At 68.4% G+C, this 15,978-nt stretch carries 11 protein-coding genes and 1 tRNA gene; 8 read left to right on the plus strand and 4 right to left on the minus strand.

Going from position 1 to position 15,978, the window contains the following annotated elements:
- Nucleotides 1-103: 103 nt before the first annotated feature.
- Both KVT39_RS13645 and KVT39_RS13650 read right to left on the minus strand, forming a co-directional pair.
- Nucleotides 104-178, minus strand: a tRNA-Val gene (locus tag KVT39_RS13645).
- Nucleotides 179-372: 194 nt separating this feature from the next.
- On the minus strand, nt 373-1,275 hold the full coding sequence (locus KVT39_RS13650; RefSeq protein ID WP_217589354.1) for a LysR family transcriptional regulator: 903 nt from the start codon (nt 1,273-1,275) through the stop codon (nt 373-375).
- Nucleotides 1,276-1,448: 173 nt separating this feature from the next.
- On the opposite strand from KVT39_RS13650, the gene KVT39_RS13655 reads away from it, so the two are divergent.
- The 3 genes from KVT39_RS13655 (at nt 1,449) to KVT39_RS13665 (ending at nt 5,926) form a co-directional block, all read left to right on the plus strand.
- Complete coding sequence (locus KVT39_RS13655) at nt 1,449-3,200, plus strand: acyl-CoA dehydrogenase family protein (RefSeq protein ID WP_217589356.1); 1,752 nt, start codon at nt 1,449-1,451, stop codon at nt 3,198-3,200.
- Nucleotides 3,197-4,405 (plus strand): CaiB/BaiF CoA-transferase family protein, encoded by a 1,209-nt coding sequence (locus KVT39_RS13660; RefSeq protein ID WP_105391892.1) that lies wholly within the window; start codon nt 3,197-3,199, stop codon nt 4,403-4,405. The genes KVT39_RS13655 and KVT39_RS13660 overlap by 4 nt, the downstream gene beginning before the upstream one ends.
- Before the next feature lie 102 nt (nt 4,406-4,507).
- Nucleotides 4,508-5,926: an MFS transporter gene (locus KVT39_RS13665; RefSeq protein WP_217589359.1), complete on the plus strand. Its 1,419-nt coding sequence runs from the start codon at nt 4,508-4,510 to the stop codon at nt 5,924-5,926.
- 108 nt (nt 5,927-6,034) lie between these two features.
- Here the strand turns inward: KVT39_RS13665 and KVT39_RS13670 are convergent, their stop codons facing one another.
- Both KVT39_RS13670 and argA read right to left on the minus strand, forming a co-directional pair.
- Complete coding sequence (locus KVT39_RS13670) at nt 6,035-6,310, minus strand: oxidative damage protection protein (protein ID WP_006478357.1); 276 nt, start codon at nt 6,308-6,310, stop codon at nt 6,035-6,037.
- Nucleotides 6,311-6,361: 51 nt separating this feature from the next.
- Nucleotides 6,362-7,741 carry an amino-acid N-acetyltransferase gene (gene argA / locus KVT39_RS13675; RefSeq protein ID WP_034183531.1) on the minus strand — a complete coding sequence of 460 codons (1,380 nt, stop codon included), beginning with the start codon at nt 7,739-7,741 and terminating at the stop codon, nt 6,362-6,364.
- Between the two features lie 23 nt (nt 7,742-7,764).
- Here argA and hrpA point away from each other — a divergent pair, with 23 nt between their 5' ends.
- From hrpA to KVT39_RS13700, 5 genes are all read left to right on the plus strand, one after another.
- Entirely contained in the window at nt 7,765-11,964 is a 4,200-nt protein-coding gene (hrpA, locus tag KVT39_RS13680; RefSeq protein ID WP_217589361.1) for an ATP-dependent RNA helicase HrpA, read from the plus strand.
- Between the two features lie 180 nt (nt 11,965-12,144).
- Entirely contained in the window at nt 12,145-13,134 is a 990-nt protein-coding gene (locus tag KVT39_RS13685) for a beta-propeller fold lactonase family protein (protein WP_034183533.1), read from the plus strand.
- Nucleotides 13,135-13,150: 16 nt separating this feature from the next.
- Nucleotides 13,151-14,125, plus strand: a complete 975-nt coding sequence (locus KVT39_RS13690; RefSeq protein WP_105391895.1) for a sterol desaturase family protein — start codon at nt 13,151-13,153, stop codon at nt 14,123-14,125.
- A 111-nt stretch (nt 14,126-14,236) separates the two neighbouring features.
- The gene (locus KVT39_RS13695) at nt 14,237-15,064 is read left to right on the plus strand and encodes an EI24 domain-containing protein (protein WP_034183535.1); all 828 of its coding nucleotides are present in this window, start codon (nt 14,237-14,239) and stop codon (nt 15,062-15,064) included.
- The gene (locus tag KVT39_RS13700) at nt 15,061-15,876 is read left to right on the plus strand and encodes a molybdopterin-binding protein (protein ID WP_217589363.1); all 816 of its coding nucleotides are present in this window, start codon (nt 15,061-15,063) and stop codon (nt 15,874-15,876) included. Before KVT39_RS13695 ends, KVT39_RS13700 begins: the two co-directional genes overlap by 4 nt.
- Nucleotides 15,877-15,978 lie beyond the last annotated feature (102 nt).

The following is a 15,978-nucleotide window of genomic DNA, read 5'->3' on the forward strand; positions in this document are numbered from 1 at the left end:
GCTGCCGTTGGCGTTTTCCGGAATTCCCGGGAATAAAAAAACCCGCTAAGCCTTTCAGCTAAGCGGGTTTCAGGATGTTCCAGGAACACCCCGGAATATTCTTTGGTGGGCGGTACTGGGATCGAACCAGTGACCCCTGCCGTGTGAAGGCAGTGCTCTACCGCTGAGCTAACCGCCCAAAGAAGCTGAAATTATGTCAGAGCTTTTGGGGTTCGTAAAGCCCTTTCTGCAAATTTTTTTCAGGCCCGCGCAACGATCGGTCAGCCGGCCGTCGACGGCTCGACGAGATCGAGGATCGAACCGTCGCGCGGTGCCGTTCGATTGACCGGCGTTCCGCATGTGGCATGCAGCATGCGCAATCCGGCCTCCTGCTCAGCCCGCGAGCGCGGGCAGTGCGTCGATCGATGCGCGTACGTAGTCGGCGAAGCGCAGCGCCACCGGTTCGGCGGTACCGCTGCGCTTCAGCGCGAGCGTGCGCGATTCGAGCGACGCGTCCTTCAGCGGCCGGAACGCGAGCCGGTCGCTTTTCACCTGCTGCAGCACGCGCGGCACCAGCGCGATGCCCATCCCGAACTCGACCATCGACAGGATCGTCTGCCACAGCCGCGCCTCGTGGCGGATCAGCGGGCTGAATCCGGCGTTTACGCACTGCGCGATGATCAGGTCGTGATAGTGCGGCGCGGCGTCGCGCGGAAACAGGATGAACGGTTCCGCCGCGAGCGCGGCGACCGCGACCTGCCTGCGGCGCGCGAGCGGATGCGCGGCCGGCAGGCAGCAGACGAACGGTTCCGCATAGACGGGCGCCGATTCGACCTCGGGCGGGAAGTGGCCCCAGTGCGCATAACCGAGATCGATCTGGCCGCGCTGGATCGCCTGCACTTGCGCGTGCGTGTTCATCTCGCTCAGCACGACCTCGACGCCCGGGTAGTCGGCCTCGAAGCGCCGCACCGCGTCGGGCAGCCCGCGATACAGCATCGAATGGACGAAGCCGATCCGCAGTCGGCCCGCGAGGCCCGACGCGGAGCGCACCGTCAGGCGCTCGGCCTCGGCCGCCTGCAGCAGCAGCCGGCGCGCTTCGCCGAGCAGCACCTCGCCCGCGTTGGTCAGCGCGACGGTCTTGTTTGTGCGCGAGAAGAGCTGCACGCCGAGCGCGTCCTCGAACTTGCGGATGTCGAAACTCAGCGCCGGCTGCGAGATGAACAGGCGCTTCGCCGCGCGCCCGAAATGCAGCTCCTCGGCAACCGCCACGAAGTAGCGCAACTGCCTCAGTTCCATGGTGTCTTCTCCCGGCGTCGGCATCGATAAGCGATATCTATCGTACCGGATAAATCCTGTATTGGACGCTTATCGATCGCGCGCCTACGCTCTGCGGAAGGCTTTGCACAAGGCTGGCCGCGCGCCGCGGCGTCAGGTCCGGCCGACGTGCAGGCAACCCAGGAGACATACGCATGAACGACACCGCCCGCACGCCGGATACCGGCGCATCCAACATCCCCGACAGCCGGGGCATCGATTTCTTCACCGCCGATCCCGATCTCGGCGCGTTGCTGAAGCTGCATCTCGGCGACGCGCCTTATGCCGAACTCGAGCCGCAGCTCCGTGCGCTCTGCGCGCGCGTGTCGGGCGAGCTCGACGAATGGGCGTCGCGTGCGGACAAGCACCCGCCCGTGCTCGAGCACCGCAACCGGCGCGGCGAGGCCGTGCAGCGGATCGACAAGGATCCCGCGTATGTCGCGCTCGAACGCGTCGCGTATTCGGAGCTCGGGCTCGCGTCGCTGAGCCACCAGCCCGAATCCGTGCCGCCGCTCGTCAAGTACGCGCTGACGTTCCTGTTCGTGCAGGCGGAATTCGGGCTGTGCTGCCCGGTCAGCATGACCGATTCGCTGACGCGCACGCTGCGCCGCTTCGGCGATCCGGCGCTCGTCGCGCGTTACCTGCCGATGCTCGCGTCGCGCGATTTCGACACGCTGTACCAGGGCGCGATGTTCATGACCGAGCAGGCGGCCGGCTCCGACGTCGGCCGCATCGCGACGCGTGCGGCGCGCGAGACCGACGCGCACGGCGAGACCGTCTGGCGCCTGACGGGCGACAAGTGGTTTTGCTCGAACGCGGATGCCGATCTCGCGATGGTGCTCGCGCGGCCCGACGGCGCGCCGGACGGTATCAAGGGCCTCGCGCTGTTCCTGCTGCCGAAGACGCTGCCGGACGGCACGCGCAACCGTTACCGGATCGTGCGCTTGAAGGACAAGCTCGGCAGCCGGTCGATGGCGAGCGGCGAGATCGCGCTCGAAGGCGCGCAGGCCTACCTGATCGGCGAGATCGGCCGCGGTTTCCACCAGATGGCCGACATGATCAACATGTCGCGGTTGTCGAACGGCGTGCGCGCGGCGGGGCTGATGCGGCGCGCGCTGAACGAGGCGCTGCACGTCGCCGCGCACCGCGAAGCGTTCGGCCGCAAGCTGATCGAGATGCCGCTGATGCAGCGCCAGTTGATGAAGATGCTGCTGCCGGCCGAGGCCGCGCGCGCGATGTTCATGCAGATCGCGCTGCTGCTGCCGCAGGCCGATGCGGGCGACGAGCAGGCCGCGCGCTGCGTGCGGATCCTGACGCCGCTGATCAAGTTCCGTGCGTGCCGCGATGCGCGCCGCGTGACGGGCGACGCGATGGAAGTGCGCGGCGGCACCGGCTACATCGAAGAGTGGAGCGATGCGCGGGTCGTGCGCGATGCGCATCTCGGCTCGATCTGGGAGGGCACGAGCAACATCGTCGCGCTCGACGTCGCGCGGGCCGCGCAGCGCGAGCACGCGCTCGACGCACTGCGCGCGTTCCTCGGCGACCGGCTCGGCGCGGCGCCGCTGCCCGACGCGAGCCGCGAGGCGCTGCGGCGCGTTCTCGCGCGCGCATGCGATGCGCTCGCGCGGGTCGCGGCCGAAGGCGACGATTCGCGCGTGCGGCAGGCCGCATCCGCGCTGTACTACACGAGCGCGGCCGTGCTGATGGCCTGCGAGGGCGTGCGGCTCGCGCCGGATTTCCGGCGCCTCGCGCTCGCGCACTTGATCGTGCGCCACAAGCTGCTGCCGGTCGATCCGTTCGCGCAGGCGTCGCGCGACGACGAATCGGCCGCATTCGACGCGCTGCTGCGCGGCACGCCGATCACGCTCGACACGGCGCTCGACCTGCTGCCGGAGGTCGAACGATGAACGCGACGCGAGGCGCGCTGGACGGCCTGAAGGTCGTCGACCTGAGCCGCGTGCTCGGCGGCCCGTACTGCACGCAGGCGCTCGCCGACCACGGCGCGACGGTGGTCAAGATCGAGCCGCCGGACGGCGACGAAACACGCGGCTGGGGGCCGCCGTTCCTCGGCGATACCGCGTGGTACTTCATGGGCGTCAACCGCAACAAGGAAGGGCTCGCGCTCGACCTGTCGCGCGACGAAGGGCGCGCGATCCTGTGGCGCCTGCTCGAAGACGCCGATGTGCTCGTCGAGAACTTCAAGCCCGGCACGCTCGCGCGCTGGGGGATGGACTATGCGCGCGACCTGCAGCCGCGCTTCCCGCGCCTGATCCACTGCGCGGTGACGGGCTTCGGCGCGGACGGTCCGCTCGGCGGGCTGCCCGGCTACGACGCGGTGATCCAGGCGATGGCGGGGTTGATGAGCGTCAACGGCGAGTGTGATGGCGACGCGACGCGCATCGGTTTGCCGATCGTCGACATGGTGACCGGGCTCAACGCGCTCGCGGGCATCCTGCTGGCGCTCGCGGAGCGCGAGAAGAGCGGGCGCGGGCAGTCGATCGACATCGCGCTGTACGACTGCGGCGTGTCGCTGCTGCATCCGCACCTGCCGAACTTCTTCGGTTCGGGGCGCGTACCGGCGCGCAGCGGCAACGCGCATCCGAACATCGCGCCGTACGACAGCTACTGCACGGCGACCGTGCCGATCTTCCTCGCGGTCGGCAACGACCGGCAGTTCGCGCGGCTCGTCGCGCATCTCGGCGCGCCGGCGCTCGCAGGCGATCCGCGTTTCGTCGACAACCGCAGCCGCTGCGCGCACCGGCCCGAGCTGAAGGCCGAACTGGAAGCACGGCTCGCCGCGCACGCGTGCGAGCCGCTCGCGCGCGACCTGATGGCGGCCGGCGTGCCGTGCGGGCCGGTGCGAACGGTGGCCGACGTCGCGCACGATCCGCATGCGCTGCACCGGAACCTGTTCGTCGAGATCGGTGCGTATCGCGGCACCGCGTCGCCGGTGAAGCTGTCGCGCACGCCGGCCACCTATCGAACGCCGCCGCCCGCGCTCGGCCGCGACACGCGCGCGGTGCTCGATCGGCTCGGCGTCGATCGCGCGCTTCAACAGCAACTGCTCGATGCCGGCGTGCTGAAAACGGCACCCGGCCAGGCGCCCGACTAGGTGCACCCGACCGACACAACGCCGCCGGCCGGCGGCGCAATGCCGGCCAACCGGGAAAGGCGCGCGGCAGTCGCGCCCCCGAACACCAACCTGGAGACATCGATGAGCCGTCCGCAATCCCCGCCCGCCGTCCAGCCGCAGCCGCGGCCCGGGCGCGCCGCCTTCGCGGCGTTCGTCGGCACCACGATCGAGTGGTACGACTTCTACATCTACGGCACGGCCGCGGCACTCGTGTTCGGCAAGGTGTTCTTTTCGAGCACGATGGACCCCGGCGTCGCGACGCTGCTCGCGTTCGTCACGTTCTGGGCCGGCTTCGCCGCGCGGCCGCTCGGCGGGATCGTGTTCGGGCATCTCGGCGATCGCGTCGGCCGCAAGACCGCGCTGGTGATCACGCTGGTGATGATGGGCCTCGCGACGACCGGCATCGGCCTGCTGCCGGGTTATGCGCAGATCGGCGTATGGGCGCCGGCCGGACTCGTCGTGCTGCGCGTGCTGCAGGGCATCGCGGTCGGCGGCGAGTGGGGCGGCGCGGTGCTGATCGCGAGCGAGAACGCGCCCAAGCACCGCAGCATCCTGTACGCGGCGTTCGCGCAGCAGGGTTCGCCCACCGGCAACCTGCTCGCGACGGCCGCGTTCTTCGCGCTGAGCGCGCTGCCGACGCCGTCGTTCCTGATGTGGGGCTGGCGCATTCCGTTCCTGCTGTCGGCGGTGCTCGTGATCATCGGCATGGTGATCCGGCTGAAGCTCGAGGAATCGGCCGACATGCAGCGCGTGCTTGCGCGCAAGCGCACGGTGAAGCTGCCGCTGCGCGAGGTCGTGCGCGATCACTGGGTGGTCGTGCTGCTCGCGGCCGGCACGCTGCCGGTGATCAACGTCACGTATTTCCGCAGCACGTTCGCGCTGTCGTGGGCGACCAAGGAGCTCGGCTACGCGCAGGGCACGTTCCTCGGCATCCTGTCGATCTCGCTCGTCGTGCAGTTCCTGATGCAGCCGGTCGGCGCGTGGTTCGTGTCGAAGATCGACATGCGCCGCGCGATGTGCTGGATCCTGATTCCGGAAATCGTGCTGATGCCCGTGATGTTCCATGCGCTCGCGACGCGCTCGTACTGGGTGGCCGTCGCGGGCATGTGCATCTCGACGATTCCGTCCGCGATGTTCTACGGCGCGGTCGGCGGCGTGCTCGCGCGCGTGTTTCCGGCGAACATCCGCTACACGGGCCTGTCGCTCGCGTATCAATTGAGCGCGCTCGTCGTCGGCGGCGGTACGCCCGTGCTCGCGCAGGCGATCCTCAATTCGACGGGCAGCATCGTCGGCGTCGCGGTCGCGTCGGGACTTTACGCGCTCGTGTCGCTCGCCTGCATGCTGGCGCTGCTGAACCGCACCGGCTATCGCGCGGACGAGCTGTCGACCGCCGAGCGCAGCGATGCGGCCGAATGGGGTACCGAAGGCGGAAGCGCAGAAAGCGCGAGCGGCGGGCCGCAGCAGCCGGGCGACGGCGGCGCGCTGAAACCGGCCGGTTGAGTCGCGTCGATCGCGCGACCCAAAATGAAAAACGGCACCGTGCGATACACGGTGCCGTTTTCTCTGGATCAGGCGGCCGGCAGGCTGCCGATTCCACGCATCACGTCATCAGCCTTCCGTCGGCGGCACGTAGCCGGACGCCTGGTCCGCGCCGTCGCCGAAGAAGTACTTCTCGGTCTGCTTCATCAGGTACTGGCGTGCCCGCGGGTCGGCCATGTTCAGGCGGTTTTCGTTGATCAGCATCGTCTGCTGCTTGAGCCAGCCCTGCCAGGCTTCCTTCGAGACGCTTTCATAGATGCGCTTGCCGAGTTCGCCCGGCAGCGGCGGGAAATCGAGACCTTCGGCTTCCTTGCCGAGCTTCGCGCATTGAATCATACGGGCCATCGTGTACTTCTCCTGTAATCGGACTGGGGGAGGGCGGGCGTCTTGCGCCGCTCAGAGCTGTTTCATCAGCACGAGCGACTTGCGCTGCCAGTTATAGAGCTTGCGGCGGTCTTCCGGCAGGTCGTCGACGCTGACCTTGACGAAACCGCGCTTGAGGAACCAGTGCTCGGTGCGCGTCGTGAGCACGAAGATGTGCGTGAGGCCGCGCGCGCGGGCGCGCTGCTCGATGCGCTTGAGCAGGCGCTCGCCGTCGCCCGAGCCCTGCGCTTCCGGCGCGACCGTCAGGCACGCCATCTCGCCGATCTTCTCCTGCTGGTACGGATACAGCGCCGCGCAGCCGAACAGCACGCCATCGTGCTCGATCACCGAGAAGTGGTCGATGTCGCGTTCGATCTGGTGGCGGCCGCGGCGCACCAGCGTGCCGTCCGACTCGAGCGGCTCGATCAGCGACAGGATGCCGCCGACGTCGTCCGGCGTCGCTTCGCGCAGGCTCTCGAGGTTCTCGTACGAGATCATCGTGCCGACGCCGTCGTGCAGGAACAGTTCGAGCAGCATGCTGCCGTCGAGCGATTGCGGAATCAGGTGCGCACGCGTCACGCCGCCGCGGCACGCGCGGATCGAGTGCTTCAGGAAGAACGCGTCGTCGCCCTGGATGTTGCCGGAATCGAGCAGCTCGGCCGCCGCGTCGAGCGACATTTCGCGGATCAGCCCGCCTTCGTCGTCGACGATGCCGGGGCCGTCGGTCAGGAACACGATCTTGTCGGCGCGCAGCGCGATCGCGGCGGCCGACGCGACGTCTTCCATCGACAGGTTGAACGCCTCGCCGGTCGGCGAGAAACCGAGCGGCGACAGCAGCACGAGCTTGCGGCTCGCGAGCGAATGGCGGATCGATTCGGCGTCGATCTTGCGCACGATGCCCGTATGCGCGAAATCGACCCCGTCGAGAATCCCCACCGGCCGCGCGGTCACGAAGTTGCCCGACACGACGCTGATGTGCGCGTGCGCCATCGGCGAGTTCGGCAGACCCTGGCTGATCGCGGCCTCGATGTCGAGACGCACTTCGCCGGCCGCTTCCTTCGCGGATTCGAGCGCGCGCGCATCGGTGATGCGCAGGCCGTGCGAAAACTCGGATTCGACACCATGCAGGCTCAGCTGCTCCTCGACCTGCGGGCGCGAGCCGTGCACGAGCACGATCTGGATGCCCATCGCCTGCAGCAGCGCGATGTCGGACACGAGCGCGTTCAGCAGCCCCTGCTGCACCACTTCTCCGCCGAACCCCACGACGAACGTGCTGTTGCGGAACTTGTGGATATAGGGCGCGACGGAGCGCATCCAGTCGACGAACTGCGCGTGGCTGACGGCCGAATCGTCTGCGGCCGGCGGCGTCGCGGCGCCGGTCTGGGCGGGAGGGAGGTCGGTTTGGGAATTCATGGGCGGGATTATAATGCGCCCCCATGTCGAATGTACCTAAAAGTCCCGCGCCGACGCGGGCCAAAGCGCCGTCGGCCCGGCACCCGGATGGTGCGGCCGATGCGCGCCAGCAGCAGGGCCAGGCGCCGCGCCAGCAGCAGGAAAAGCAGGCGGGCCAATCGCCACGCGGGCCACGCGGGCCGCGCGGCGACGAACGCCGCGGCGATGCGCGCCAGCCGGCCACGACGAACGCACCCGATGCACGCACCCCGCGCCGCGAGCGTCCGCCGCGCGCCGCCGTCGCACCGAATCCCGTTCCGCCGATCAAGTACCCCGAGAGCCTGCCCGTGTCGGGCAAGCGCGACGAAATCGCACGCGCGATCGCCGGTCATCAGATCGTCATCGTCTGCGGCGAAACCGGCTCGGGCAAGACCACGCAGTTGCCGAAGATCTGTCTCGATCTCGGCCGCGGCCTCGGCGCCGGCGGCACGGGCCTGATCGGCCATACGCAGCCGCGCCGGCTCGCCGCGTCGTCGACCGGCCGCCGGATCGCCGAGGAGCTCGGCACGCCGTTCGGCGAGGTGGTCGGCTACAAGGTGCGCTTTACCGACAACCTTGCGCCGGGCGCGTCCGTGAAGCTGATGACGGACGGCATCCTGCTCGCGGAGACGCAGACCGACCCGCTGCTGAAAGCGTACGACACGCTGATCATCGACGAGGCGCACGAGCGCAGCCTGAACATCGACTTCCTGCTCGGCTACCTGAAGGAAATCCTGCCGAGGCGGCCGGACCTGAAGCTGATCGTCACGTCCGCGACGATCGACGCCGATCGCTTCGCGCGCCATTTCGGCACCGACGAGCGCCCGGCGCCCGTGATCGAGGTGAGCGGGCGGCTGTATCCGGTCGAGATGCGCTACCGCCCGGTGGCCGAGGATCGCCCGGCCGTGAAAAATGCCGAAGGCACGGCCGGCCGCGACCGCGTGAAGACCGCGCGCGAGGCCGAGCGCGACCTGATGGACGCGATCGTCGACGCGGTCGACGAGCTGTGTCGCGAAGGCCCCGGCGACGTGCTGGTGTTCCTGCCCGGCGAGCGCGAGATCCGCGAGGCGGCCGAGGCGCTGCGCAAGCACCATCCGCCGCACACCGAGATCCTGCCGCTGTTCGCGCGACTCTCGGCGGCCGACCAGGACAAGGTGTTCAAGGCGTCGAACGCGCGCCGCATCGTGCTCGCGACCAACGTCGCCGAAACGTCGCTGACGGTGCCGGGCATCCGCTACGTTGTCGACACCGGTCTCGCACGCGTAAAGCGCTATTCGTACCGGAACAAGGTCGAGCAACTGCAGGTCGAGTCGATCTCGCAGGCCGCCGCGAACCAGCGCGCGGGCCGCTGCGGCCGCGTGGCCGACGGCGTCTGCATCCGCTTGTACGAGGAAAGCGACTACCAGGCGCGTGCGCGCTTCACCGATCCGGAAATCCTGCGCTCGTCGCTCGCGTCGGTGATCCTGCGGATGAAGTCGCTGCACCTGACGGCGATCGAATCGTTCCCGTTCCTCGAACCGCCGCCGGGCCGCGCGATCGCGGACGGCTACCAGTTGCTCAACGAGCTCGGCGCGGTCGACGACGACAACGCGCTGACGCCGCTCGGCCGCGAACTCGCGCGGCTGCCGCTCGACCCGCGCGTGGGCCGGATGATTCTTGCCGCGCGCGACCAGCAGTCGCTGCGCGAGGTGCTGATCATCGCGAGCGCGCTGTCCGTGCAGGACCCGCGCGACCGGCCGATCGAAGCGCAGGAGCAGGCCGACCAGGCGCACCGCCGGTTCGCCGACGAGCGTTCCGAATTCCTGCAGTGGCTGAAGATCTGGGCCTGGTTCGAGGAAGCCGTCGCGCACAAGAAGTCGAACCGCCAGCTGGTCGACGCGTGCCGGCAGAACTTCCTGTCGCACCTGCGGCTGCGCGAGTGGCGCGACGTCCATTCGCAGTTGCTGACCGTCGTGCGCGAGCACGGCTGGCGGCTCAACGAAGTCGAGGCGACCTACGAACAGGTCCATCTGGCCCTGTTGACGGGCCTGCTCGGCAACCTCGGCCTGAAGGCCGACGACGATCCGCACTATCTCGGCGCGCGCGGGATCAAGTTCTACCTGTGGCCGGGCTCAGTGCTCGCGAAGAAGGCCGGCCGCTGGGTGATGGCGGCCGAGCTCGTCGAGACGAGCCGGCTGTACGCGCGCTGCCTCGCGAAGATCGAGCCCGAATGGGTCGAGAAGATCGGCGCGCACCTGCTGAAGAAATCGCTGTCGGAGCCGCACTGGGAAAAGCGCCCGGCGCAGGTCAGCGCGTACGAGCGCGCGACGCTGTACGGGCTGCCGATCTACCACCGCCGGCGCGTCGCGTTCGGCAAACAGGATCCGGCGCGCGCGCGCGAGCTGTTCATCCGCGGCGCGCTGGTCGAAGGCGAGTTCGACACGAAGCTCGCGTTCTTCGCGCACAACCGCAAGCTGCTCGCCGACATCGAGCAGCTCGAGCACAAGTCGCGCCGGCAGGACGTGCTGGTCGACGACGAGCTGATCTACGCGTTCTACGACCAGGCGATTCCGGAAGGGATCCACACCGGCGTCGCGTTCGAGCGCTGGTATCGCGACGAGGTGAAGCAGGGCGGCCAGCCCGAGGACAAGCTGCGGCTGCTGTACCTGTCGCGCGACGACCTGATGCGCCACGAGGCGGCCGGCGTGACGACCGAGCTGTTCCCGAAGCGCGCGACGATGGCCGGTGTCGAGATGGCGCTCACGTACCACTTCGAGCCCGGCACGCCGCGCGACGGCGTGACGCTCGCGGTGCCGCTGTACGCGCTGAACCAGGTCGACGCGCGCCGCTGCGAGTGGCTCGTGCCGGGGATGCTGAAGGAAAAGGTGCAGCTGCTGCTGAAGTCGCTGCCGCAGAAGCTGCGCCGCCACTGCGTGCCGCTGCCCGAGTACGCGGCCGGCTTCGTCGAGCGGATGGGGCGCGAGCGCTTCGGCGCGGGCGGGCTCGTCGAGGCGCTGATCGCCGACGTGCGCGGCGAGACGCAGGTCGCGATGAAGACGGCCGATTTCAAGCTCGAGACGCTGCCCGCGCACCTGTTCATGAACTTCAAGGTGATCGACGAGCACGGCCGCCAGCTCGCGATGGGGCGCAATCTCGCGCAGCTTCGCCAGGAACTCGGCGCGCAGGCGCAGCAGCAGTTCCAGAAGATCGCCGCGGCGTCGACGATCTCGACCGGCGGCGAGGCCGATGCCGGTCCGGCAGCCGGCCAGGCCACGGCGCCCGCCGCCGCGGCCGGTGCCGCCGGCCGCGGCGCGAAGGCCGGCAAGGGCGCGGCGCCGCAGACGGCGGCACCGGCGGAAGCCGGCGCGACGGCGCTGTACGAGAACCTGACGACGTGGAATTTCGGCAAGCTCCCCGAGCTGCTGGAGATCCGCCGGCGCGGCCAGACGCTGTACGGCTACCCGGCGCTCGTCGACCGCGGCACGCATTGCGACGTCGAGGTGTTCGATTCGCCGGAGGAGGCCGCGCGCATCCACCGGGCCGGCTTGCGGCGGCTGTTCGCGCTGCAGCTGAAGGAGCCGATCAAGTTCCTGGAGAAGAACCTGCCGGGCCTGCGCGAGATGGCGATGCAGTACATGTCGCTCGGCACGCAGGACGAGCTGCGCGACCAGCTGATCGACACGGCGCTCGACCGCGCGTGCCTGCAGGACCCGCTGCCCGACGACGACGCGAGCTTCCACGCGCGGCGCGACGAGGGCCGCAGCCGCCTGAACCTGCTCGCGCAGGAAATCGCGCGGCTGGTCGGGCAGATCCTCGCCGAATACGCGGGTCTCGTGAAGAAGCTCGCGCAGGCGAAGCCGTTCGCGCAGGCCCACGCCGATCTGCAGCAGCAGCTCGCCGCACTGGTCGGCAAGCGCTTCGTGATCGATACGCCTTACGTGCAGCTTGCGCACTTCCCGCGCTACCTGAAGGGCATCGCGCTGCGGATCGACAAGCTGAAGGCCGATCCGGCGCGCGACGCGAAGCAGTCAGCCGACCTGCTGCCGCTTGCCCAGCAGTACCTGCGCGCGGTGTCGCAGCGCGGCGGCGTCGCCGACCCGCGGCTCGCGGAATTCCGCTGGCTGCTCGAGGAACTGCGAATTTCGCTGTTCGCGCAGGAACTGCGCACGCCGATGCCGGTCTCTGTCAAGCGTCTGCACAAGGTCTGGGAGTCGATGCAGCGTTAGCGCAACATCGGTTTTCCAGGCCCGCACCGGCGGCCGGCCCCGGCCGCCCGTACTGCGCATGCCGCGCCGGCCTGTCCGGTCGCCGCGGCATGCGTCGAAGTGGCGCAACGCCGATTTCGGTCAACCGGCGAGGCCGGTTGAGCGTTTTACAATGACGGTTGTTCCACGACGTGAGTCTTCATGCGCACTTTCCTTTCCCTCGGCCGCACGCTCGCGCTGGCCGCCGCCGTACTGGCGCCCGCCGCACACGCGAATAACGTGATCGTCCTCAATTCGGCCGAAGCGACGCTTTCCCTGATCGATCAGCAGACCCGCGAGGTCGTCGGCACGATGCCGACCGGCAAGGAGCCGCACCACCTGATGGCGGCACCCGACAATTCGTCGCTGATCGTCGCGAATTCGGTCTCGAACAGCCTGATGTTCGTCGATCCGAAGACGGGCAAGCTGCAACGCACGGTCGAAGGCATTGAGGATCCGTACCAGCTCGGCTTCTCGCCCGATCACAAGTGGTTCGTGTCGACCGGGCTGCGCCTCGATCGCCTCGACATCTACAGCTACGACGGCCGTGACTTGAAGATCGCGAAGCGCCTGCCGCTCGCGGTGATGCCGAGCCACCTCGCGTTTACGAAGGACAGCAAGACGGTGCTCGTGTCGCTGCAGGTGTCCGGCGAGATCGCGGCGGTCGACCTCGCTACCCAGACGGTCAAGTGGAAGATGCCGGTCGGCAAGGTGCCGGCGGGCCTGTGGCTCACGCCGGACGACAAGTACCTGCTCGTCGGGATGACGGGCGCCGATTACGTGGCGGTCGTCGACTGGCGCAACCAGAAGGTTGTGAAGACGATCCAGACCGGCAAGGGCGCGCACAACTTCCGCTCGCTCGCCGACGGCACGCACGTCGCGGTGACGAACCGGGTCGCGAACACGATCAGCATCATCGACGAGAACACGCTCACCAACGTCGGCGACATCACCGGCCTGCTGCCGGGCCCCGACGACATGGAGCTGTCCGCCGACAAGAAGACGCTGTGGGTGACGTTCCGCTTCGCGAAGAAGGTCGGGATCATCGACCTGGCGTCGCGCAAGCTGGTGCAGACGATCTCCGTCGGCCGCTCGCCGCACGGCATCTACTTCTACGACCGCGCGCCGTGGAAGGCGGCGAACGGCGCGTAACGGGCGGGGGCGAACGATGCTGCACCTGATCGATGCGTTCGTGTCGGACATCCAGACCTGGCTGTACGTCGACGTCGTGCAGCCGCTCCTCTTCAAGTTCAACCTGATGGACTATGACGAGGACACCTACGACGCGCTGTACTGGGTGATCATCGGCGCGCTGCAGATGGTGCTGATGTTCGCGCTGCTGCGCCCGCTCGAGGCGCTGCTGCCGGTCGAGCGCTGGAAGAACCGCCGCGCGGTGCGGGTCGACGTGATCTATACGGCGATCTCGAAGCTCGGCATCTACACGCTGTTCTTCTTCTTCGCGCTGCAGCCGGTATTCGACAACTTCCAGGCATGGCTGCGCCTGCACGGCGTCGCGAACGTCAACCTCGACTATCTGTGGCCGGGCGTGACCTCGCAGCCGATCGTCGCGTTCGCGATCTATCTCGTCGTGCTCGACTTCGCCGGCTACTGGTATCACCGCTGGCAGCACAAGTTCGGCATCTGGTGGGAGCTGCACGCCGTGCACCACAGCCAGCGGCAGATGTCGCTGTGGTGCGACGACCGCAACCACCTGCTCGACGACGTGATCCAGTCGTGCTTCTTCGCGGCGATCGCGCTCGTGATCGGCGTGACGCCGTCGCAGTTCGTCGTGCTGACCGCGTTCACGAACTTCATGCAGAGCATCCAGCATACGAATGCGCGGCTGTCGTTCGGCTGGCTCGGCGAGCGCCTGCTCGTGAGCCCGATCTTCCATCGGCGCCACCACGCGGTCGGCTACGGCCACGAAGGCACCAAGTACGGCTGCAACTTCGGCGTGCTGTTCCCGTGGTGGGACATGATGTTCGGCACCGCGTCGTGGAACCGCACGGTCGAACCGACCGGCATCCGCGAACAGGTCGACGGCGTGTCCTACGGCGAAGGCTTCTGGGCGCAGCACGGCCTCGCGTTCGTGCGAATCTTCCGGCGCCTGTCCCCCGCGAAGCGCGGCGCGGCGTCGGCCTGATCCGGCCACACTCCCGTTGAGCGGCTCTCCCACGCGGCCCGCATGCGCTTTGGCGCATGCGGGCCGCGTGGTTTATCCTTTCCCCGTTTTTCTCCGTCGATACAGGCTCGCATGAACGATTTGCTGCGTTCCTTCGTCCGGGCATTGGCGAGCGCATTGCACCCGCGCATGCTCTGGCTCACCCTGATGCCGTTTCTCGTCTCCGCCGTCCTGTGGGGCGTCCTGCTGTGGTTCTCGTGGCAGACGCTGCTGGACCTCGCGCGCGGCGCGCTCGACGGCTTCGTGCTGACGGCCGCGCTGTATCGCGCGTTCGACATGATCGGCATGTCGCAGCTGCATGCGGTCGTCGCGCCGTTCGTGGTCGTGTCGCTCGCGATTCCGCTGATCGTGCTGACCGTGCTGCTGCTGATCGCGACGATTTCGATGCCGGTCGTGATCAAGCACCTGTCGAACCGGCAGTTCGCGGCGCTCGAGGCGAAGCGGGGCGGCACTTTCTTCGGCAGCGTGTTCAATTCGCTGTGGGCGGCGCTGGCCGGCGTCGTCGTGCTCGTCGTCACGATCCCGCTGTGGCTGATCCCGCCGTTCTTCGCGCTGCTGCCGCCGGTGATCTGGGGCTGGCTCACCTACCGCGTGATGACCTACGACGCGCTCGCGCTGCACGCGAGCCGCGACGAGCGCCGCGCGCTCGTGCGGCAGCATCGCTGGCCGCTGATCGGCATCGGCGTCGCGACCGGGCTGCTCGGCACCGTGCCGACCTTCGTATGGGTATCGTCGGTCTGGATGATGGTGCTGTTCCCGTTCGTCGCGGCGGCCATGATCTGGGTTTACGCTTTCATCCTCGTCTTCTCGGCGCTGTGGTTCGGGCACTATTGCCTGCGCGCGCTGGAGGACCTGCGCGCGAGCGCGCGCGCCACCGCAATCGACATGGGGCAGGCATGAGCATCGGCATCATCATCATCGGCGACGAAATCCTTTCGGGCCGCCGGCAGGACAAGCATCTGGCGAAGGTCATCGAGCTGCTCGGCGCGCGCGGCCTCGCGCTCGACTGGGCCGAATATGTCGGCGACGATCCGGCACGCATCACGGCGACGCTCGCACGCGCGATCGCGTCGGGCGACATCGTGTTCTCGACGGGCGGCATCGGCGCGACGCCGGACGACCACACGCGCCAGTGCGCGGCCGCCGCGCTCGGCGTGCCGCTCGAACTGCATCCGGAAGCGAAGGTGCTGATCTCGGAGCGGATCCGGGAAACGCATGCCGATCCGGCCAAACCGGTCGACTTCGACTCGCCGGAGAACCAGCACCGCTTCAACATGGGTGTGTTCCCGGTGGGCGCGACGATCATCCCGAACGGCTATAACCGGATTCCCGGCTTCTCGGTCGGCGATCTGCATTTCGTGCCGGGCTTCCCGGTGATGGCCTGGCCGATGATCGAATGGGTGCTCGATACGAAATACGCGCACCTGCATCACGCGACGCCGCACGCGGAGCGCTCGCTGTACGTGTTCGAGCTGCCGGAATCGACGCTCACGCCGCTGATGGAGCGCATCGAGCGCGACTTCCCGGGCGTGCGTGTGTTCAGCCTGCCGAGCGTCGGCGATGCGGAGCGCGGCGGCATCTACGCGCGCCGTCACATCGACCTCGGCGTGAAAGGGGAGCCGGAAGCGGTCGCGGCCGCGTTCGTGAAGCTGCGCGAAGGCGTGCACCTGCTCGGCGGCGACGTCGTCGAGCCCGACACGTCGCGCGCCTGACCGGGAGCGGGCGTACAAAAAGCGACGGGCCGCGCAATGCGGCCCGTTATCGGCATGTCATCGCCCGGCTCGACGATGAAGCTGTCGCAACCGGTCGGGCGC

The organism is Burkholderia sp. GbtcB21 (assembly GCF_019091065.1).
In the GTDB taxonomy this organism is placed as follows: domain Bacteria; phylum Pseudomonadota; class Gammaproteobacteria; order Burkholderiales; family Burkholderiaceae; genus Burkholderia; species Burkholderia pyrrocinia_C.

Bases quoted from the DNA above. Each gene is read 5' to 3' on its own strand.
- KVT39_RS13650 (WP_217589354.1), bottom strand. From the start codon at position 1,275: ATGGAACTGAGGCAGTTGCGCTACTTCGTGGCGGTTGCCGAGGAGCTG.
- KVT39_RS13655 (WP_217589356.1), top strand. From the start codon at position 1,449: ATGAACGACACCGCCCGCACGCCGGATACCGGCGCATCCAACATCCCC.
- KVT39_RS13660 (WP_105391892.1), top strand. From the start codon at position 3,197: ATGAACGCGACGCGAGGCGCGCTGGACGGCCTGAAGGTCGTCGACCTG.
- KVT39_RS13665 (WP_217589359.1), top strand. From the start codon at position 4,508: ATGAGCCGTCCGCAATCCCCGCCCGCCGTCCAGCCGCAGCCGCGGCCC.
- KVT39_RS13670 (WP_006478357.1), bottom strand. From the start codon at position 6,310: ATGGCCCGTATGATTCAATGCGCGAAGCTCGGCAAGGAAGCCGAAGGT.
- argA (WP_034183531.1), bottom strand. From the start codon at position 7,741: ATGAATTCCCAAACCGACCTCCCTCCCGCCCAGACCGGCGCCGCGACG.
- hrpA (WP_217589361.1), top strand. From the start codon at position 7,765: ATGTCGAATGTACCTAAAAGTCCCGCGCCGACGCGGGCCAAAGCGCCG.
- KVT39_RS13685 (WP_034183533.1), top strand. From the start codon at position 12,145: ATGCGCACTTTCCTTTCCCTCGGCCGCACGCTCGCGCTGGCCGCCGCC.
- KVT39_RS13690 (WP_105391895.1), top strand. From the start codon at position 13,151: ATGCTGCACCTGATCGATGCGTTCGTGTCGGACATCCAGACCTGGCTG.
- KVT39_RS13695 (WP_034183535.1), top strand. From the start codon at position 14,237: ATGAACGATTTGCTGCGTTCCTTCGTCCGGGCATTGGCGAGCGCATTG.
- KVT39_RS13700 (WP_217589363.1), top strand. From the start codon at position 15,061: ATGAGCATCGGCATCATCATCATCGGCGACGAAATCCTTTCGGGCCGC.